At 64.0% G+C, this 20,579-nt stretch carries 15 protein-coding genes; 6 read left to right on the forward strand and 9 right to left on the reverse strand.

Translation table 11 applies throughout. The features are described from left to right. Positions 1 to 167 precede the first annotated feature (167 nt). The gene (gene otsB, locus Q2941_RS08700; protein WP_027528062.1) at positions 168 to 977 is read right to left on the reverse strand and encodes a trehalose-phosphatase; all 810 of its coding nucleotides are present in this window, start codon (positions 975 to 977) and stop codon (positions 168 to 170) included. 3 nt (positions 978 to 980) lie between these two features. Then, on the reverse strand, positions 981 to 2,459 hold the full coding sequence (locus Q2941_RS08705) for an MFS transporter (RefSeq protein WP_458192212.1): 1,479 nt from the start codon (positions 2,457 to 2,459) through the stop codon (positions 981 to 983). Between the two features lie 128 nt (positions 2,460 to 2,587). Between Q2941_RS08705 and Q2941_RS08710 the strand changes: the two genes are divergently transcribed. After that, positions 2,588 to 2,989, forward strand: coding sequence for a DUF3175 domain-containing protein (locus Q2941_RS08710; RefSeq protein ID WP_458192213.1), 402 nt, complete (start codon positions 2,588 to 2,590; stop codon positions 2,987 to 2,989). Positions 2,990 to 3,239: 250 nt separating this feature from the next. Here the strand turns inward: Q2941_RS08710 and Q2941_RS08715 are convergent, their stop codons facing one another. Together Q2941_RS08715 and Q2941_RS08720 are read right to left on the reverse strand one after the other, a co-directional pair. Continuing rightward, complete coding sequence (locus tag Q2941_RS08715; protein WP_458192214.1) at positions 3,240 to 5,243, reverse strand: methyl-accepting chemotaxis protein; 2,004 nt, start codon at positions 5,241 to 5,243, stop codon at positions 3,240 to 3,242. 424 nt (positions 5,244 to 5,667) lie between these two features. Next, positions 5,668 to 7,707 carry a methyl-accepting chemotaxis protein gene (locus Q2941_RS08720; RefSeq protein ID WP_458192215.1) on the reverse strand — a complete coding sequence of 680 codons (2,040 nt, stop codon included), beginning with the start codon at positions 7,705 to 7,707 and terminating at the stop codon, positions 5,668 to 5,670. A gap of 260 nt (positions 7,708 to 7,967) precedes the next feature. Between Q2941_RS08720 and Q2941_RS08725 the strand changes: the two genes are divergently transcribed. Continuing rightward, the gene (locus Q2941_RS08725) at positions 7,968 to 9,134 is read left to right on the forward strand and encodes an FIST N-terminal domain-containing protein (protein ID WP_027526342.1); all 1,167 of its coding nucleotides are present in this window, start codon (positions 7,968 to 7,970) and stop codon (positions 9,132 to 9,134) included. After that, on the forward strand, positions 9,131 to 10,489 hold the full coding sequence (locus Q2941_RS08730; RefSeq protein WP_027526343.1) for a hybrid sensor histidine kinase/response regulator: 1,359 nt from the start codon (positions 9,131 to 9,133) through the stop codon (positions 10,487 to 10,489). The genes Q2941_RS08725 and Q2941_RS08730 overlap by 4 nt, the downstream gene beginning before the upstream one ends. Positions 10,490 to 10,886: 397 nt before the next feature. Here Q2941_RS08730 and Q2941_RS08735 read toward each other — a convergent pair whose 3' ends face one another. The 5 genes from Q2941_RS08735 to Q2941_RS08755 all read right to left on the reverse strand — a co-directional run bounded on the left by Q2941_RS08735 (position 10,887) and on the right by Q2941_RS08755 (position 16,275). Beyond that, on the reverse strand, positions 10,887 to 11,573 hold the full coding sequence (locus Q2941_RS08735; RefSeq protein ID WP_254109365.1) for a response regulator: 687 nt from the start codon (positions 11,571 to 11,573) through the stop codon (positions 10,887 to 10,889). Between the two features lie 103 nt (positions 11,574 to 11,676). Next, on the reverse strand, positions 11,677 to 12,363 hold the full coding sequence (locus Q2941_RS08740) for a response regulator (protein ID WP_027526345.1): 687 nt from the start codon (positions 12,361 to 12,363) through the stop codon (positions 11,677 to 11,679). Between the two features lie 138 nt (positions 12,364 to 12,501). Then, positions 12,502 to 13,695 carry a c-type cytochrome gene (locus Q2941_RS08745; protein ID WP_458192216.1) on the reverse strand — a complete coding sequence of 398 codons (1,194 nt, stop codon included), beginning with the start codon at positions 13,693 to 13,695 and terminating at the stop codon, positions 12,502 to 12,504. A 121-nt stretch (positions 13,696 to 13,816) separates the two neighbouring features. Beyond that, positions 13,817 to 15,532, reverse strand: a complete 1,716-nt coding sequence (locus Q2941_RS08750) for a PQQ-dependent methanol/ethanol family dehydrogenase (RefSeq protein ID WP_458192217.1) — start codon at positions 15,530 to 15,532, stop codon at positions 13,817 to 13,819. Between the two features lie 293 nt (positions 15,533 to 15,825). Then, positions 15,826 to 16,275 (reverse strand): SRPBCC family protein, encoded by a 450-nt coding sequence (locus Q2941_RS08755; protein WP_027526348.1) that lies wholly within the window; start codon positions 16,273 to 16,275, stop codon positions 15,826 to 15,828. 507 nt (positions 16,276 to 16,782) lie between these two features. Here Q2941_RS08755 and Q2941_RS08760 point away from each other — a divergent pair. The 3 genes from Q2941_RS08760 (at position 16,783) to Q2941_RS08770 (ending at position 20,509) form a co-directional block, all read left to right on the forward strand. Continuing rightward, positions 16,783 to 17,268 (forward strand): (2Fe-2S)-binding protein, encoded by a 486-nt coding sequence (locus Q2941_RS08760; protein WP_027526349.1) that lies wholly within the window; start codon positions 16,783 to 16,785, stop codon positions 17,266 to 17,268. An 83-nt stretch (positions 17,269 to 17,351) separates the two neighbouring features. Beyond that, positions 17,352 to 19,694: a xanthine dehydrogenase family protein molybdopterin-binding subunit gene (locus Q2941_RS08765; protein WP_458192218.1), complete on the forward strand. Its 2,343-nt coding sequence runs from the start codon at positions 17,352 to 17,354 to the stop codon at positions 19,692 to 19,694. 14 nt (positions 19,695 to 19,708) lie between these two features. Continuing rightward, positions 19,709 to 20,509, forward strand: coding sequence for an FAD binding domain-containing protein (locus Q2941_RS08770; protein ID WP_458192219.1), 801 nt, complete (start codon positions 19,709 to 19,711; stop codon positions 20,507 to 20,509). The last annotated feature ends 70 nt before the right edge of the window (positions 20,510 to 20,579 follow it).

Consider the following 20,579-nt stretch of genomic DNA (forward strand, 5'->3'; position numbering starts at 1 on the left):
ACCAATTGAAACCAAAATCAGGCGCGCGCGTCGGAACTGTCTTTTGTCCTCCGAAACGAAAATCCGACGCAAAGACAGTTTTCTGCGTTCCCTTTCCGCAGCAAAAATCGCGGGTGCGCAACGCGGTTCCGAGGCCTTTATGGCTCTGGCGTGGCGCTGCCTTGCTTTTACCTTGGATCGCCGTCGAGCAGATGCGCGAGGAACTCGCGCACATCACTGGGTGAGTCGAAGTGACCATTCACGCCACGCGCGCGACGCCCCACCGAGAATGCGAGCCCGTTCATATCGGGCATGATCGCGAATACCGTTTCATCGGTGACATCGTCGCCGATGAACAGCGGACGGCGGCCCCTGAACGGCTCATGCGTCATCAATTCACGCACGCCGCTCGCCTTGGTGAAGCCGGAATGCTTGATCTCGCAAACGAACTTGCCTGGCAAAACCTCGATCGGTGCATTGGGCAGGTCGGCGCGGATCAGCGACACCGCCGCATAGATCGCCTTCTCCGCATGCGGGGCGAGACGATAATGCAGCGCGAGCGAATACCCCTTGTCCTCGAGCAGAATGCCGGGCGAGAGCTTTGCGATTGCGGCGAGCCGTCGCTTCAACTCCTTGTCCATCGGGGGAGCGTGGCTTGCCACCGCCTCGCTGTCCGGCTCCAGCCGCATTTCGGCGCCATGGCCGCCGACGGCGGGAAATTGATCCGGCGCGAAAATCAGATCGATGTCGTTGAGCGAGCGTCCGCTGACGAGCGCGAGCGCGCCGGAGGTCCGCTCGACAAGGCCATTGAGCGTCTTCGAGAGGCCGGGCGGCACCCAGACCTCCCGCGGCGTCGGCATCAGTTCGAGCAGCGTGCCATCGATGTCGAGCAGTATCGCCGTCTCGCTGAGATGCGGCACCAGGGCGTGCGGCACCGGCACCGTCTCCGGCGTCTCGTCATCGTCCATGGTTCGTATGTCCATCACTTCCGAAGTCATAGCCTACTCCATAAAGGCAAGCGGCCGCGCGATTTGTTCGAGCGATTTACGTTCCGCGGCGACGGCGTAGCGCCACGCCACGATTGCGGCCGCGATCATCAGTGCCGACCCCAAAAGATAGCCTGCGAATACGCTGGTGCGGGACCCGGTGTCGATCAACGCGCCGAACAACGCAGGACCCACGACGCCGCCAATGCCGGTGCCGATCGCATAGAACACCGCGATCGCAAGCGCGCGCACTTCCAGCGGAAAGGTTTCGCTGACGGTGAGATAGGCGGCGCTCGCGGCCGGCGACGCAAAGAAGAAGATCACCATCCAGGCGATCGTCTGTCCCCGCGCGCTCAGCGCGCCGATCGCGAACAGATAGCCCGAGATTGCAAGCAACAGGCCTGACAAGCCATAGGTCAGCACGATCATCGTGCGGCGGCCGAGCGTATCGAAGAAGCGGCCGAGCAACAGCGGGCCCAGAAAATTGCCGGCGGCGAACGGCAAAATGTACCAGCCGACGCCATCGGCGCTGATGCCGTAGAAATCGGTCAGGACCAGCGCGAAGGTGAAGAAGATCGCGTTGTAGAAGAAGGCCTGTGCGCTCATCAGCACCAGTCCCACCAGCGCGCGCTGGCGATAGACCGTGAACAGCGTGTGCACGACCTCGCCGAGCGGCGTATGGTGGCGCATCTTGAGGCGGATCTTCGCGAAAGCGGTCCCGCCCTGCTGGTGGCCGATCACGGAGCGCTCGATGTCGTCGACGATCGCGTGGGCTTCATCCGGGCGGCCGTGGATCATCAGCCAGCGCGGGCTCTCCGGGATCCACATCCGCATGAACAGCACGACCAGACCGATCGTCGCACCGATCAGATAAGCGAGGCGCCAGCCGAGATCGGGACCGATCACGGCGGGATCGAGCAGGATGATGGCGCTCACCGCGCCCATGGCGGCGCCGATCCAGAAGCTGCCGTTGATGACGAGATCGGTCCAGCCGCGATAGCGCGCCGGCACCAATTCCTGGATGGTCGAGTTTATCGCAGTGTATTCGCCGCCAATGCCGGCGCCGGTGAGGAAACGAAACAGCGCATAGCTCGCGATGTTCCACGACAGCGCGGTCGCTGCGGTCGCGGACAGATAGACGGCCAGCGTGATGAAAAATAGTTTCTTGCGCCCGATGCGATCGGTCAGCCAGCCGAAGCCGAGCGCGCCCAGCACCGCGCCGGCAAGATAAGCGGAGTTGGCGATGCCGAGATCGAGATTGGAGAAGTTCAGCGTTGTGCTTTGCTTCAAGGCGCCGGAGAGCGCACCGGCCAGCGTCACCTCCAGCCCGTCGAGAATCCAGGTAATGCCGAGCGCCAGCACGACACGGGTGTGAAAGCCGCTCCAGGGCAGCGCGTCGAGGCGCGAAGGGATGCTGGTCTCGACGACGCGGTCATGCGCCGCCGCCGAGGCCGCAGAATCAAAGTTCAGCGCTGGGGTTTGCTGCAAGTCCATCGCGCTATTGCTGGAGGTGCGGCCTGATTCAATCCGCGACTATCGACAACGTTTGCGGCGAAGTCAGGTTCCATCCGGAACCGCTTCACAGCGCAGCAGTTTTCACAGGAGCTGCAAGGAGTTAACGCATGGCTCAGGTCAGAAAGTCGACACATTCGCGCAAAACCGCAAAGCGCAAGGCGACGCATCGCACATCAAGCCGCGCACGGCGCCAACCCGCCTCGCGCAAGACGTCGAAAACGACATCGAAACGCGCAGCGCCCAAGCGCTGGTCGCAGCGGGTGACGAAGGAGAGCGACGCGCTCGATCTCAAGCGCGGCGTGTTTAAGCAGACAAGCGCGAAGAAGATCGCCGCGTCCCTGAAACGCTCGGCCGAGCACTCCAGACGCCGCAAGTCCGGCGCCTATCGCTCGGCGCTGTCGATGCTGACCTTCTATATCAACCGCGCCGGCAAGACCTTGCCGAAGACACAGCGCACGCGGCTCGAGCGCGCGAAGGTCGAGTTGAAGCGGGCGTTCGGGAGGGAGTGAGGGCCCTGTCGCTAATAGACTTAGACGGCGCCACAAACTCAGCTCGTCATCCCGGACAAGCGAAGCGCAGATCCGGGATCCCCGCGCGAGCGCACCGGGCTCGTCGCGAGAACCACAGGAAGTGGTTTGGCGAAGACTCGGGATTACCAGCCCCGCACCACAACTTCTCCCTGGGAGTATGGGTCCCGGCCTTCGCCGGGACGACAATTGAGAGTTGGGCAACAGCGAGCGCTAGACGCGCAGCGAAGATTTACGCCGCCCTGATATTCGCCATGAAGCGATCGAGCTCGGCGCGGAGGCGCGTGCTTTCGGCCGACAGCGTCTGGGCAGAGTTCAGCACCTCTTCCGAGGCCGAGCCGGTCTCGGCGGCGCCGCGGTTGACCTGGCCGATGTCGGTGGCCGCTGTCTGCGTGCCCTGCGCGACGTTCTGGACGCTGCGGGCGATCTCCTGCGTCGCGGCGCCCTGCTCTTCCACCGCGCTGGCGATCGACGTTGCGATGGTCGAGATCTGGCCGATGGTGGCGCCGATCTCCTTGATCGCGGCAACCGACTCAGCCGTGGCGCCCTGCATGCCCGTGATGTGCGAGGAAATCTCGTCGGTCGCCTTCGCGGTCTGGCTTGCCAGCGACTTCACCTCGCTGGCGACCACCGCAAAACCGCGGCCGGCTTCGCCGGCGCGGGCCGCTTCAATCGTGGCATTCAAGGCCAAAAGATTGGTCTGCTCGGCGATCGCCGTGATCAGCTTGACGACCTCACCGATCTGCTGCGCGGCATGCGAGAGTTTGCCGATCCGGCCGTCGGTCTCCCTGGCCTGCACGACGGCGGCCTCCGCGATGCGGCTGGAATCGCGGACCTGGCGGCCGATCTCCTCGACGGAGGCCGAGAGCTCTTCGGTCGCGGTTGCGACCGACTGCATGTTGGAGGAGGCCTGCTCTGAGACGCCGGCAACCTGGCTCGACAGCGTCTGCGTCGTCTCCGCGGTGCGGGTCAGCGTGGAGGCTGCCGATTCGAGCTGCACGGCTGAAGCCGACACGTTCGAAACGATGGCGCCGACCGCGGTCTCGAAATCATCGGCAAAGCGGATCAGCTCGGAGCGGCGTGCTGCGGCCGTCTCCTTGCTCTGGGCTTCGCTCGCCGCCGCATCGCGCTCGGCTTTCGCGACTGCCTGCATCTTGAACTCTTCGACCGCGCCGGCCATCTCGCCGATCTCGTCCTTGCGGCCGAGCCCCGGCAGCACGACCTCGAAATTGCCCGAGGCGAGCTCCCGCATCGCCTTGCACATCGCGATCATCGGCCGCGAGATGCCGTTGCCCAGCATCAGCGCGAGCACGGCACCGATCGCGAGGCCTCCCAGCGCCAGCATCAGGATGAGCCGCTCGGTCTCGCCGATCGCTGCATTGGCGCTGGCCTCGATGCGCTGCTGATCAGCCGTCAGGTCCGACCTCAGTTCATTCGAGAGTTTCAGGATGGCGCTGGCCGACTTCGTCATCTCGCCGTTCAGCTTGGCAACCGCCTTCACGTTGTCGGACAGTTTTGCGAAGGAGGCGCGGTACTGCTTCAGGAGATTGCCGATCTCGGTGGCGCGGTCGGTGATCTTCTGCTCGCTGGCATAGATCGAGACCAAAAGGGTCTCCAGGAACTTGATGCGCGCCGTGATACCGTCGGCCGCCTTCGTCTCGGGCTTGGCGACGAAGGCGCTGACCGAGGTGGAGACGGCGAGATATTGCGAGGTGATGTCCTTGGCCGTGGTCTGCACCGACGGCAGCCCCGCCAGCGCCGCAGTGTCGGCGAGGTCGTCGAACTTGAAACGGATCTTGTTGCCGACGGCATTGAGCTCTTCGCCGGCGATCCGGGTGTTCTCGCGCGTCAGCGTGACGATGTCGGCGAAGACTTTTGCGAAGGCCTGGAATTCCTGTTGCAGCTTGCCGATCTGCTCGCGCCGCGCCGGCGCCGTGGTGGCGGCCATCGATTTCGCGATCGCCGACTTGAGGTTCTCCTCGGCGGCCTTGGCCGCGGTCTCATCGTCAGCCGCGCCGGTCAGCGTGTAGGCCCGCGCCAGCGCCTGGTAGGAGATCAGGTCGCGATCGACGCCCCGGGCAAGGTCCGCTTCCGACACGCTGGTCCGGTAGGACGTCACGGCGCCCGCGACCCGCTCGAAGCCGAGATAGGCGAAGGCCATGCTGGCAGCCAGGATGACCAGCACCGCGGCAAAGCCGAGGATGATCTTTGCTCGGAAGCGCAACGTCGGACGCATCGCTCGCTTTACCTTCGTTGCTTGCTTCGACGTTTCCTTCAAGGTTTCCTTCGAAGTTTCCTTGGACTTGACGGACATGCCCCACCCCATTTCACCTGCGGCCAGCCAGCCGCAATCCAGGAGCAGCCCGCTCCCTGACTCCCAGGGAAAATACGGCGGAAAGGATAAGCCGCGGTAAATTTGCGGCGGTGCGGGCGGTGGCAGGCCGATGCTCGAAAGGCATCCTCAACTGTCGTCCCCGGGGGCGCGCGGAGCGCGAGCCCGGGACCCCCGCGCTCGTCGCGAGAGCCCAGGACGGGGTTTGGCGAAGACACGTGGTTACCAGTTCGCGCCGCAACCACTCCCTGTGGCTATGGGTCCCCGCCTTCGCGGGGACGACAGCCGAGTGTGGGCGACGACGCAATGCCTAAAGCGCAGCGAATACTCACGCCGCCCTTATGTTCGCCATGAAGCGGTCGAGCTCGGCGCGCAGGCGAGTGCTTTCGCTGGAGAGCGTCTTGGCCGAGTGCAGCACCTCTTCCGAGGCCGAGCCGGTCTCGGCGGCGCCGCGGTTGACCTGGCCGATGTCGGTGGCCGCTGTCTGCGTGCCCTGCGCGACGTTCTGGACGCTGCGGGCGATCTCCTGCGTCGCGGCGCCCTGCTCTTCCACCGCGCTGGCGATCGACGTTGCGATGGTCGAGATCTGGCCGATGGTGGCGCCGATCTCCTTGATCGCGGCAACCGACTCAGCCGTGGCGCCCTGCATGCCCGTGATGTGCGAGGAAATCTCGTCGGTCGCCTTCGCGGTCTGGCTTGCCAGCGACTTCACCTCGCTGGCGACCACCGCAAAACCGCGGCCGGCTTCGCCGGCGCGGGCCGCTTCAATCGTGGCATTCAAGGCCAAAAGATTGGTCTGCTCGGCGATCGCCGTGATCAGCTTGACGACCTCACCGATCTGCTGCGCGGCATGCGAGAGTTTGCCGATCCGGCCGTCGGTCTCCCTGGCCTGCACGACGGCGGCCTCCGCGATGCGGCTGGAATCGCGGACCTGGCGGCCGATCTCCTCGACGGAGGCCGAGAGCTCTTCGGTCGCGGTTGCGACCGACTGCATGTTGGAGGAGGCCTGCTCTGAGACGCCGGCAACCTGGCTCGACAGCGTCTGCGTCGTCTCCGCGGTGCGGGTCAGCGTGGAGGCTGCCGATTCGAGCTGCACGGCTGAAGCCGACACGTTCGAAACGATGGCGCCGACCGCGGTCTCGAAATCATCGGCAAAGCGGATCAGCTCGGAGCGGCGTGCTGCGGCCGTCTCCTTGCTCTGGGCTTCGCTCGCCGCCGCATCGCGCTCGGCTTTCGCGACTGCCTGCATCTTGAACTCTTCGACCGCGCCGGCCATCTCGCCGATCTCGTCCTTGCGGCCGAGCCCCGGCAGCACGACCTCGAAATTGCCCGAGGCGAGCTCCCGCATCGCCTTGCACATCGCGATCATCGGCCGCGAGATGCCGGTGCCGAGCAGGAAGGCGAGGATGGCGCCGAGCAGCGTGCCGCCGGCAGCCAGCATCAGGATCAGATGTTCGGTCTGGTCGATGCTGGCCTCGGATTCTGTTTCCAGCCGCTGCTGCTCGGACACGAGATCAGCCTTCATCGCCGTGGCGCCCTGCATGATGGCGCCCGCCGAGCCGCTCATCTCGGTGACGAGGTCGTCGATCATCCTGGCATTGGCGACGAGCTTCTCCAGCGCTTCGCGATAGGCCGCAAGCAGACCCTTGGCGTCCTTCAAGCCGGCGACGATCTTGTCGTCCATCGAATAGACCGCGTTGAGCGAATTCTCGACGAATTTCAGCCGCGCCAGCGCGCTTGCGGCAAGCGCCTGGTCGGAATTGAGGACGAAGTTGGTCGCCGCCGCGCTTGCGGTCTGGAACTGGGCATTGACTTGCTTGGTGCCGAATTCGATCGCCTGCGCCTCGGAGTCGGAGGCGTTGTTGCCGATGTCGTCGAGCTTGTACTTGAGGAGGTTGGCGTTGCGCTGAAGCTGGTTCTCAACCAGAAGCGCGCTGTCGCGCTTGGCGTGCAGGATCTTGGCAAAGGTCGCGGAGAAGTTCGAAAACTCCTTGGCGAGCTTGCCGAGGCTTTCCAGCCGCGCCGGCCTCTTGGCGCCCTTGATGGCCTGATCGATGGCCTTCTTCAGGCCGGCTTCGGCCTCCAGCGCTACCTTGGCGTCATCTTCCTTTCCGGTGACGACGAAGTAGCGGGCGGCCGAACGATAGGCCAGCAGCTCGCGATCGATGTTGCGGGCGAGGTCAGCCTCGGAAACGCTGGCACGGTAGGAGCCGACGCCGGCCGAGACGCGCTCAAAGCCGAAATAGGCGAAGGCCATGCTGACGGCCGAGATGACGAGCACGGCGGCAAAGCCGAGAATGATCTTGGCGCGGAACTTCAGGATCGGAAAAAATGTGCGCTTCGACTTCGACGCGGTACGCCCGGCCATTCCAACCCCCAACTTATGTTCTTGCAACATTCATGCGGCCCGGAAGCAGCCCCTCCCGAACCGATGCGGAAAATTAAGGCAGAAACGTCAAGGGGCGGTAAATTCGTCCGGCCTGCATCCTGCGTGGAGAAAGTTCCTGTCCAAGGCCGTCCGGGCGCCGTGTTGCGGCTAACCGGAAAACGCCTTACTCTTGGGGCACTTGTCGGGCACTTATCAGGCTCTTGGCGTAGACCGAGCCAGTCCTCGAGGGGAGAGACGGAGTGGGGCAAACCGATTTTCGGTTTGGCGGAGCGTCCGGCGTGGCCGTTGCCAAATCGAAGGCTGCGAGCGTCGATGAAGCCGTGGCCGAGCTCGCGGCCCAGCTCCCATCCGACGAGATGGCGCTGATCCTGGTCTTCCTCTCCCCTGCTTACGACCCCCATCACTTCATCACCGAGATCACCCGGCACTTCGATGACACCCAGGTCTGCGGTTGTACGACCGCTGGCGAGCTCGCCCCGGATGGCTGGGACGAGAACAGCGTCGTGGCGCTGGCGTTCAGCCGCGCCGACTTCTCGGCAGTAATCCGGCCCATTCTCAATCTCGACAGCTTCCGCGTCGAGGACGGCCGCAGGATCGGCGGCGAGCTCCGGCACGAGCTGCTGCGGGTCACCCCGCAGGTCGACCGTGGAAATCCCTTCGGCCTGGTCTTGATCGACGGCCTGTGCCGCCGCGAGGAAGCGGTGATGTCCGCCATCTATGCTTCACTCGACGACATCCCGGTCGTCGGAGGATCGGCGGGCGACGGGATGCGCTTCGAGAAGACCTGGGTGTTCTTCGACGGCAGGGCCCACACCAATGCCGCCCTCCTGATACTCCTGAACACGTCGCTGCCGTTCCGGGTCTTCAAGTGCGACAATTTCGAGCCGCGGCCGCAGAAGATGGTGGTCACCGAGGCCGACATCGAAAATCGAACGGTCAGGGAGCTGAACGCGGAGCCTGCGGCGAAGGAATATTCGCGCATGGTCGGGATCATGGACGCCAAACTCGACCCGTTCTCCTTCGCGTCCCACCCCGTACTGGTGCGCGTCGGCGGCTCCTATTACGCGCGATCGATCCAGCGCGTCGAACCGGACGGCTCCTTGCATTTCTTCTGCGCCATCGACGAGGGCATGGTGCTGACCGCTGCGACGTCGCGAAGCCTGGTCGGCTCGACGCGCGAGACCTTTGCCGAAATTCGCGATGAGATCGGAGACGTGTCGCTCTTCATCGGCTTCGAATGCCTGTTGCGCCGGCTGGATGCCGAGCAGCATCAGCTCGCCCGCGACATGTCCGAGCTGTACCGGCAGAACCGCGTCGTCGGCTTTCACACCTATGGCGAGCAGTTCGGCTCGATGCATGTGAACCAGACCTTCACGGGCGTCGCGATCGGAAGGCGCCCGTCGTGACGGAGACGTGGCAGGACCCTCAATCGGTCGAGCAGCTTCAGCGGGAAGCTGCGAAGCTGAAGAAGATCAATGCCGCGCTGATGTCCCGGGTCGAGCGCTCGATGGATCAGCAGCTCAATGCCTTCTCGCTGTTCGAGACGGCCATTGCGCTAGATCACCAGGTTCGCGACCGGACGCACCAGTTGCGCGAGGCGCTGCATTCGATCGAGCGCGCCAATGAGGGGCTCTACCGCGCCAAGCAGCAGGCCGAGGCCGCGAGCTCGCTCAAATCCTCTGTGCTGATCTCGGTCACCCACGACCTGTTGCAGCCGTTGAACGCGGCGCGCCTGACGCTGTCGGCGTTGACCGAGATGATGGAATCGCAGGAGGCGGGCCAGCTCATCGATCAGGTCGACCGCTCGCTGGTGACGCTGGAGGACCTGCTGCGCTCGCTGCTGGAGATCGCAAAGCTGGACGCCGGCGCGCTCAGGCCCGACGTGCGCGCTGTCGCGCTGGCACCCCTGTTCGAGCAGCTCCGCAACGAATTCGAGCCGATCGCCGCGCGGCAAGGTCTTTCCTTGCGCATCCGCACCTCACAGCTTGCGGTGACGTCGGATGCGATGATGCTGCGGCGGATCCTGCAAAACCTGCTTGCCAATGCGATTCGCTATACCCGCAGCGGCGGCGTCGTCATGGGATGCCGGCCGAGGGGGGAGCGCATCTGCGTTCAGGTCTCCGACACCGGGCCGGGAATTGCGCAGGCGCAGCAGGAAGCGATCTTCCGCGAATTCCAGCGTGGGGAAGCGAGCGCCACCGACCAGGCCGGTTTCGGGCTCGGCCTCTCCATCGTTCGCCGTTTCGCAACGGTGCTCGGACACGAGGTGCGGTTGTCATCGCAGGTCGGTCGGGGATCGACCTTTGCCCTCGAGCTGGAGCCGGCCGACCTCACTGAAGTCAGCGACGAGGTGCACGAGGTCAAGCTGGCCGAGCGGCACTATGGCGGGCTCGAAGGCGCCAAGATCCTGTTGATCGAGAACGATCCGAACGGCTCCGAGGCCATGGCCGCCCTGCTGGAAGGCTGGGGCTGCGACGTCGCGACCACGCGATCGGCCGCCGACGCATTGCTGCGCCTCAGCGAGCTCGGCGGCGCCCCCGATGCCGTGATCGCCGACCTCCATCTCGATCACGGCGAGAGCGGCCTGTCGGCCGTCGCCGACATCCGCCGGCATTTGCAGCTGGACGTGCCGGCCATGATCATCACGGCCGACTACTCCGAAAAGGCCGCGAAGGAAGCCAGCCTCCACGGGCTCGAGGTGCTGAAGAAGCCGATCAAGCCCGCCGAGATGCGCGCGCTGCTGTCGTTCCTGTTGACTTGAGGCGGGATGGATCGGGCTAATCGACCGGCCGTCACAAAATCCGCAAAATAACCCCATGCAAAGTAGAAGCGGGCGGCGGTGACGCCCTACGCTTTATCCGAAATCGCTTGACGCGTCGGGCAAATCACCGGCAAAAGCGTATCGTCGCGAAGAGCGGCATGGCTATCGCATACGGCGCTTGAGAAGCTGGTGAAAGCGCTCGGCCTCATGGTTCGAGACGCGCCGCGGGCGGTGCTCCTCACCATGAGGGTCAAAAATTTTCGCCGCGAAACAAGACCTCATCCTGAGGAGCCCGCAAAGGCGGGCGTCTCGACGGATGGGCCGCAAAGACGTCGCTCACCCACGGTCCTTACGGCGGAGCGAGGGAGACAATTGAGACCCAATCGCGGCCGTCCCGTTACTCCGACTGCGCGCGATCGTGCTTCGCTCCCGCCCGGTCGCTTGCCAGCGTCGCGAAATCTATGCGGGACATTTCGACGATCGCCTTGGTGCGGCTCAGCACGTTGAGCTTGCGCAGGATGTCGGAGACGTGGACCTTCACGGTGGTCTCCGAGATCTTCAGCTCATAGGCGATCTGCTTGTTCTGCAGGCCGCGCTTGAGCATTTCGAGGACGCGCAATTGCTGCGGCGTCAGATCGTGCAGGCGCTTGATGAGATCCTGCGCGGGGCCGGCGGCGCGTTGCGTACGTGTCGCACGATAAGCGCCGGGGACGCAGACCGCGCCGCGCAGCACCTCGCCGATCGACTGCGCAAGATCCTGCTTGGACGAGGATTTGAGGATGTAGCCGGCGACGCCGAGCGACAATGCGCCGGAAATGATCTGCGGATCCTGATGCCCGGATACGATGACGACGGGAATTTTGGGAAACGCCTTGCGGATGCGGATGATGCCTGAAAGACCCGTCGTGCCCGGCATCGACAGATCGAGGAGAATGAGATCGAGCCCAGATGTCGTCGACAACAGCTCCAGCGCGCCGTCGATCGAGATCGCCTGAACGATATCGGCCTCGGGCGCCACCATCTGTAGCGCCCCTTCGAGCGCCTCGCGAAACAGCGGATGGTCTTCGACAATCAGAAATCGCATCACGCGTGAGCCATTCCCAAGATGTTGCCGGGTCCAACGTTGAGATGAGAATGCCTCAGCCGAGCCCAACCGGGTTGATCCAGGTCAACAACGAGAGCGCGCATTATTGCGGCCTGCCGCGATCGGCCCGCGCATAGGGCCGGCCCTTGGGATCGGGCAGGTCCATCTTGCCGATCTCGATGATCGCCTTGTTGCGGCTGAACAGGCCGAGCTTGCGCAGGATCTCGGTGATGTGCGCCTTCACGGTGGACTCCGCAAGCTGAAGTTCCTGGGCGATCTGCCGGTTCGGATAGCCGCGGCGCAGGAGGTCGAGCACGCGAAGCTGCTGCGGCGTCAGCTCGCGCAGCTTGACCGCGAGCGCCTTGCTGGTGTCGGCGCGGCGCCGCTGCGGCGTCGCGACAAAATCCTTCGGCACCGAGACCGATCCGCTCAGCACACCCTCGATCGATTGCGCGAGCTCGCGTTTCGACGTCGACTTCGGCAGATAGCCGGCAGCGCCCAGCGCCAGCGCCTCGCGGACGACGTGCTGATCCTCCTCGCTCGACACGATGGCGACCGGCAGGCGCGGATAGGTCTCGCGCAGGCGGAGAAAGCCGGAGAAGCCGGTCGCATCCGGCAGCGAGAGATCGAGCAGCGCGAGGTCGATGCCCTGTTCGGCCGAGAGGATATGCAGGGCGTCCTCGATCGACATCGCCTCGAAGATCCGCGCCTCCGGCAATGCCAGCCGCACCGCATTGCCGAGCGCCTCGCGAAACAGCGGATGATCGTCGATGATCAGGAAGCTGGTCATGGCGCCTTCCCAAGAGTCGATCGCACAAGACTTCACCGCAGGAGCGGAAGCGGCGCATTCCTGCGGTGACCGTCCGGCACCGGGAGGATGCCGGATGGACGCTACCACATCCTCCCGATCGCGTCCGGTCAAGATCGTTCAGTCGTTCGATTCGGACTGGACCGTCAGCAGGAAGGAATAGATGTTGTCGAACTGGTCGTCCGTGAAGACTTCCTTCCAGGCCGGCATGCCCTTGGCAGGCCGTCCTTCATGCACGGTGGTCCAGTATTTCTCGCGCATCTCGTCGCCGTAGCGGTGACGCAGCAGCCGCAGATCGATCTTCTTCTCGCTCTGGATCGCGTCGGGACCGTGACAATGTGCACAGGTGCCGTTGAAGATCTCCTTGCCCGTGCCGACGGCCTCGGCGCTTGGCGCGGCCGCCTCGCCCTTGGTCTCGGTCGCCAGCACGTTGGCGATCTCAGTCACCCGGGCTCCGGTTCCCGTTCCCGTCGTTATTCCCGCCGGCACCGCCTGGGCGCCGAAGCGAACCGGTTGGCCGGTCGGCAAGCCGTATTTCACCGCGAGATCGGCGATCGTCTTCTGAAGCTGCGGCAGGATGGCATCGACGCGATCGCGCAGCTCCGTCGACGTCTTCGCGAAGCCGATGGCCGCGTCCCATGACAAGCCTTCGCCTTCGGTGAGCTCGATCTGATAGCGATCGCGGTAGGTGGTCTTGTTCAGCCAGCCGGCGACAGGCCCCCAGATGAAGGCGACGTCGGCCTTGCCCTGGTCGAGCGCCTGCATGCCTTCCTCGGGCGACAGCACGGTCACCTTCTGGATGTCGTCGCGGCTCGCGAGCAGGTTTTGCGGCGTGCTGGCGAACTGCACTGCGACGCGCTTGCCCTTGAGGCCGTCGACGCCGCCGATCGCCTGTCCCTTCGCCGCCACCAGGGCGTAGCCTTCCTTCGCGAAAGCGTTGGAGAAGATTACGGCCGGCCCCATGAAATCCTCGGAGCGCGGCAGGCCGATCATGGAGTCGCATTGCTTGCCGAGCAGCGTGACGCGCACGGTGCGCTTGCCGAAATAGGATTTGTACCAGTCGTACGCGATCGGCTGGCCGAGCGCCTGCGCCAGGGCCTGCCCGATCTCGACATAGAAGCCCGGCTGCGACGCACCGTCGCTCGAAAACGGCAGATTGGTCGGATCGGCGCAGAGCCGGAACGGCTGCGCCTCGTCCGCGTGAGCCGTTGCGATGGGCGCGGTCATCGCGGACGCTGCGATCCATGCGACCAGCGCAGTCATGGCGCGATTTCGGCTCTTGCCGCTTCCAAGATGATTCCGGCGCATCCTCATCTCCCGTAGTTGGGACTTGTTGGACCAGGCGTTGCGGCACAAGGCATCAACCGATGCCGCAACGATCGTCTGGAAAAAGCGCGCGCGTATCTCGTCACCTCTGAGATACGCGCGCGAGTGGTCACTGGACGGAGAACACGAAGAGCGAACCGCCCTCGGGAGCTGCGGCCGTCATCTTCCCGCCGATGCCGCCCAGGAATGCGGGCATCGCAGCGGTGCGACCGACGACGATGGCCACATATTGCTTACCGTCGACCTGATAGGTCACGGGACCTGCACCAATGCCGGAGCCGAGATTCTTGCTCCAGAGCACCTTGCCGGACTTCGCATCGATGGCGCGGAAATCGCCATGGATGTTACCGGCAAACACCAGGCCGCCAGCCGTGGTCAGCGTGCCACCGTTGAACGGCAGGTCTTCCTTGATGGACCAGACCTTCTTCTGCGCGACCGGATCCCAGGCCACGAGCTCGCCCATGAAGCCGCCGGGGCCTTCCTTGGGCGGGAACTCACCACCCAGATAGAACACGCCGCGCTTGTAGGAAATGTCGCTCACCGACCAGTCCATGCAAACATTGTTGGACGGGATGTAGACGAGACCGGTCTGCGGATTGAACGACATCGGCTGCCAGTTCTTGCCGCCGATCAGGTTCGGACAGACGTCCTTGATGGGATGGCCAGGTCCCGGACGCTTCTCGGGGTCTTCGACCGCACGCATGGTGGCGACGTCCCACTTCTGCGCCCAGTTGGAGAAGACATATTTCTCAGCCGAAAGAACCTTGCCGGTCTCGCGGTTGGCGACGAAGAAGAAGCCATTGCGATCCGCCTTCATCAGCGCCGGAACGTTGCTGCCGCCGATATTGAGGTCGGCGAGCACGGCTTCGTTGACGCCGTCATAGTCCCAGGCATCGGCCGGCGTGGTCTGGATGTGCCACTTGATCCTGCCGGTGTTGGGGTCGAGGGCGAGCGTGGAGGCCGTATAGAGATTGGTCAGCTTGCCGAAATCGCCATTGCCCGTCGAGCGGACAGCCGAGTTCCACGGAGCGGGATTGCTGGTGCCCCAATAAACCGTATCACTCTTGGGATCATAGGAGCCGACCAGCCAGGCCGCACCGCCGCCGTGTTCGGCAGAGTCGCCTTTCCAGGTGTCGCCGCCGGGTTCGTCCGGTTTGGGGACGGTGAAGGTCTGCCACATCTGCTTGCCAGTGCTGATGTCGAACGCGAGCAACGCGCCGCGCACGCCATACTCGCCGCCGCCGAAGCCGGTGATGACCCTGTCGCGAACGACGAGCGGCGGCGAAGTGATGACCGAACCCTGCTTGTAGTCGACCACCTTGGCGGTCCACAGCGACTTGCCGGTCGCGGCATCGAGCGCCGTCAGCTTGCCGTCGAGGCGGCCGACGAAGATCTTGCCGTCGGCGTAGGTGACGCCGCGATTGTTCACGTCGCAGCAGGCGTATTGCAGCACGTCATCGGGAATGTCGGGCTCCCAGGTCCATTTGCGCGCGCCGGTCGCGGCATCGAGCGCGTAGACGTATTTCGGGCCCCAGGAGCTCGAGACGTAGAGCGTGTTGCCGATCACGATCGGCGAGGATTCGTTCGAGCGCAGCGACGCCAGCGAGAACGAATAGGCGAGCGTCAGCTTGCCGGCGTTCTCGGTGTTGATCTGATTGAGCGGGCTGAAGCGCGTGTTGCCATAGTCGTGGCCGGAAACCGCCCACTGGTTCGCATCGGATTGCGCCTTGAGCACCGAGTCGTTGGCGCGAACGCCCGACGTGCTGGCGGCCAGCATCGCAATCATCGAAATGCCAGCCAAAAAGCCCTTCGTTCCAAAGGTCATGTATTCCCTCCGCGGTGTTGGTGTGCACGCCATGTTGGGCGCCTGAGCGCGCTGCGCTCGTGATGCGCAGTTTGTCTGCGATCCATCGTTGGAAATTACAGCATCGGCTTGGCGCGCTTAGTATAGGCGGAAGGTAGTAGTGCAAATCACTGGCGCCTTTGCCGCTCATCTCGTTGTCGACGCTTGCGTCTTGCCATTATTTTGCAGCTCGCAATGCACGATCGGATTTGCGGCAACATCGTGCCGTGATCCGATCGTTGCACCTGACGTCGCGCGTCGATCACCTGCGTCAATCACGATGATGGCGCTACCACAGTCGCAAAGCTCTCGAAGAAATTCGCGGCCAGCTTCTTCGACGTCGAATCGATCAGCCGCGAGCCGAGTTGCGCAAGCTTGCCGCCGATCTGCGCGTCGGTCTCGTAGTGCAGGATGGTGACGTCGGGCGATTCTTCCTCGAGCCTGACTTTCGCGCCGCCCTTGGCGAAACCGGCCACGCCGCCGGCGCCTTCGCCGATGATGCGATAGCCGTTGGGCGCGTCGATATCGGCCAGCGTCACCTTGCCGCTGAACGTCGCCTTCACCGGACCAACCTTCAGCACCACGGTTGCCGTCATTTCCGTCGGCGATGCCATCTCGAGCGATTGGCAGCCGGGAATGCAGCGCCTGAGAATGTCGGGATCGTTGAGCGCAGCCCACACCTTGGCCTTCGACGCCGGGATCCGCTGACTGTCGTTCATCTGCATCGCTTCCACCCTCCTGTTTGCTTGTAGGGCTCGACTAGGGGGCGGCGTCCGCTTTCGATCAATCGCCAGGAAGTACTAGGGCGCCCCAATCGCCGCGACGGCCGGACCCTGCCAGAGGCACCTCCAATAAAATCAATGGCTTAGCTCGCAAAAACCTACTACCAAGATCGCGATTACAAAGCCGTGAGCTCGTGCTCCTATTCGCTCAACGAACAAGGCATCAAAGGGAGAAACGACGCGCGACAGGGCTGAGGTCCGAGGGCGAGCGACGTCGCGCGGCGGCATGGAAGGCACGCCGCCGCAGGCGCGAAGCAGATCTTTCCGAAAGCGTCTCACGGGCCGCGCCACGCGTTGGCGGCGGCATGGAACGTCATGATCGAATCGCGCACCTTCGACTGGCCGCGATGACCTTTCCATGACGCGCAGTCACCAAAATCCCAGTTGCAAAGTTCCGTTCGCGCTGTCTCTAATTGGAATAACGACAAAACACATATGGGAGGTACTCACGTGTCTACAGTCAAACTGACAGTGAACGGCAAGGCTGTTTCTGTCGATGTCGAGGACCGCACGCTGCTGGTCCATCTCCTGCGCGATCACCTCAACCTCACCGGCACGCATGTCGGCTGCGACACCAGCCAGTGCGGCGCCTGCGTCGTGCATATCGACGGCCGCGCGGTAAAATCCTGCACCATGCTGGCAGGCCAGGCCGACGGCGCAAACGTCACCACGATCGAAGGTCTTGCCAAGGGCGACGAATTGCACCCGATGCAGGCGGCGTTCCGCGATAATCACGGTTTGCAGTGCGGCTACTGCACGCCGGGCATGATCATGTCGGCGGTCGACATCGTGCAGCGCCACGGTGGCCAGCTCGATGAAGCCACCGTCCGCCACGAGCTCGAAGGCAATATCTGCCGCTGCACCGGTTACCATAACATCGTGAAGGCGGTGCTGGATGCCGCCGGCCGCATGAAGGTCGCGCAGGCCGCCGAGTAAGCGGCGACCTCGCCTAATCGAACAACCGCCGCAGCTTTCGATGGAAAGCGCGGTCAAACAAATTCCGGTCGGGAGGACAGGACATGGGTGTTGAAGGCATCGGCGCAAGCGTTGTGCGCAAGGAAGACAAGCGTTTCATTACCGGCAAGGGCCGGTATGTCGACGACGTCAAGCTACCGGGCATGACGTATGCCCATTTCATCCGCAGCCCCCACGCGCACGCCAAGGTGAAAGGCATCGACGCCTCCGCGGCGTTGAAGCTGCCGGGCGTGGTCGCGGTGCTCAACGGCAAGCAGATCGTCGACGACAAGGTCGGCAACCTCATCTGCGGCTGGGCCATCACCTCCAAGGACGGTAGCCCGATGAAGATGGGCGCATGGCCGGCGATGGCGCCGGAAACGGTGCGCTTCGTCGGCCAGGCGGTCGCAGTCGTGATCGCCGAAAGCAAGAACCTGGCGCGTGACGCCGCCGAAGCCGTGGTCGTCGATTACGAGGAACTGCCCGCTGTCGCGAACGTGACCGACGCGATCAAGGCCGGCGCGCCTCAACTCCATCCCGAGGCACCCGGCAACCAGATCTATGACTGGGTCATCGGCGACGAGAGTGCCGTGAACGACGCCTTCTCGAAGGCAGCCAATGTGGTGAAGCTTGACCTCACCAACAACCGCCTCGCACCGAACCCGATGGAGCCGCGCTCGGCGGTTGCCGACTACAACGAGGCGGAAGAGCATTTCACGCTCTACACGACGTCGCAAAATCCGCATGTCGCGCGGCTCGTGCTGTCGGCCTTCTACAACATCGCGCCCGAGCACAAGCTGCGCGTGATCGCACCCGATGTCGGTGGCGGCTTCGGCTCCAAGATCTACATCTACCCCGAGGAGATGGTGGCGCTGTGGGCGTCGAAGAAGACCGGCCGTCCGGTGAAGTGGACCGGCGACCGCACCGAGGCCTTCCTCACCGACGCGCATGGTCGCGACCATGTCACGCATGCGGAGATGGCGTTCGACGCCAACAACAAGATCACCGGCCTGAAGGTGAAAACCTACGCCAATTTCGGCGCCTATATGTCGCTGTTCTCCTCGGCGGTGCCGACCTATCTCTACGCGACGCTGCTGTCGGGCCAGTACGACATCCCGGCGATCCATGCCGAGGTGATTGCCGTCTACACCAACACCACGCCGGTGGATGCCTATCGCGGCGCGGGCCGGCCCGAAGCGAGCTACCTGGTCGAACGGATGATGGAGACGGCGGCGCGGCAACTGAAGGTCGATCCGGCCGCACTGCGCAAGACGAACTTCATCACCCAGTTCCCGCATCAGACGCCGGTCATCATGGCCTATGACACCGGCGACTTTAATGCTTCGCTCGATGCAGCCATGAAAGCGATCGACTATGCCGGCTTCGCAGGCCGCAAGGCGCAGGCGAAGGCCCAAGGCAAGCTGCGCGGCATCGGCGTCTCCTGCTACATCGAGGCCTGCGGCATCGCTCCGTCGAAGGCGGTCGGCAGCCTGGGCGCCGGCGTCGGCTTGTGGGAATCGGCCGAGGTACGCGTCAACCCGGTCGGCACCATCGAGGTCCTGACCGGTTCACACAGCCACGGCCAGGGCCATGAGACGGCGTTCGCTCAGCTCATTTCGGAACGCCTAGGGGTTCCGATCAGCCAGGTCTCGATCGTCCATGGCGACACCGACAAGGTGCAGTTCGGCATGGGCACCTACGGCTCGCGCTCCGCGGCCGTCGGTCTCACCGCGATCCTGAAAGCGATGGAGAAGGTGGAGTCCAAGGCCAAGAAGATCGCGGCCCATCAGCTCGAAGCCTCGGAAGCCGACATCGTCATCGAGAATGGCGAGTTCAAGGTCACCGGCACCGACAAGTCGATCGCGCTGCCGATGGTCGCACTCGCGGCCTATACGGCGCACAATCTACCTGACGGGATGGAGCCGGGCCTGAAGGAAAGCGCCTTCTACGACCCCTCCAACTTCACCTTCCCGGCCGGCGCCTACATCTGCGAGCTCGAGGTCGATCCCGCCACTGGCAAGACGTCGTTCGTCAACTTCGTGGCGGCCGACGATTTCGGGCGCCTGATCAATCCGATGATCGTCGAGGGCCAGGTCCATGGCGGCCTCGCACAAGGCATCGGCCAGGCGCTGCTCGAGCACGCCGTCTATGACGCCAACGGACAGCCGATCACGGCTTCGTTCATGGATTACACCATGCCGCGCGCCGACGATCTGCCGTCGTTCAAGCTCAGCCACACCACGACCCTTTGTCCCGGCAATCCGCTCGGCATCAAGGGCTGCGGCGAGGCCGGCGCGATCGGCGCGTCCGCGGCCGTGATCAACGCGATCACGGACGCGATCGGCAAGAACAATTTGGAAATGCCCGCGACCCCTGACCGGGTGTGGCGCACGATCCACGCGGCTTAAGAGGAGGAACGAAGATGTACCAGACCACTTATCATCGTGCCTCCTCTGTCGACGAGGCAGCCGCGCTGTTCGCCAAGGGCAGCGAGGCAAAATATCTCTCCGGCGGCCAGACGCTGCTGCCGGTGATGAAGCAGCGGCTCGCCAGCCCCTCCGACGTGATCGACCTTGCGAAGATCAAGGAGCTGATCGGCGTTGATGCCTCCGGCGACACGCTGACCATCAAGGCCGCGACGCCGCATTACGACGTCGCGACCAGCGACGCCGCGATGAAGGCGATCCCGGCGGTTGCGTATCTGGCCTCACTGATCGGCGATCCCGCGGTGCGCTATCGCGGCACGATCGGCGGCTCGCTCGCCAACAACGATCCGGCCGCCGACTATCCGGCCGCCGTGCTGGCGCTGGGTGCGACGATCAAGACCAACAAGCGCTCGATCGCGGCGGACGACTACTTCAAGGGCCTGTTCGCGACCGCCCTTGAGGACGGCGAGATCATCACCGCCGTGTCGTTCCCGGTTCCGGCGAAGGCGGGTTACGCCAAATTCCCGCATCCGGCCTCGCGCTTCGCGCTGACCGGCGTGTTCGTTGCCCAGACCAAATCGGGCGACGTCCGCGTGGCCGTGACCGGCGCTTCGCAGAGCGGCGTGATGCGCGTTGGCGCCATCGAAGCCGCTCTGAAGGCGAACTGGGCGGCATCAAGCATCGACGGCGTGACGATCCCCGCGAGCGGTTTGCTCTCGGATCTGCACGGCTCGGCTGACTACCGCGCCAATCTGATCAAGGTGATGGCGCAGCGCGCGGTTGCTGCCGCGGGCTAATAGCTACTCAACACAAATTTTCCGCGGCGCGCAGCAATGCGCGCCGCTTTTATTATGCGCCCATGCATCA

This window comes from Bradyrhizobium sp. UFLA05-153 (assembly GCF_054185185.1).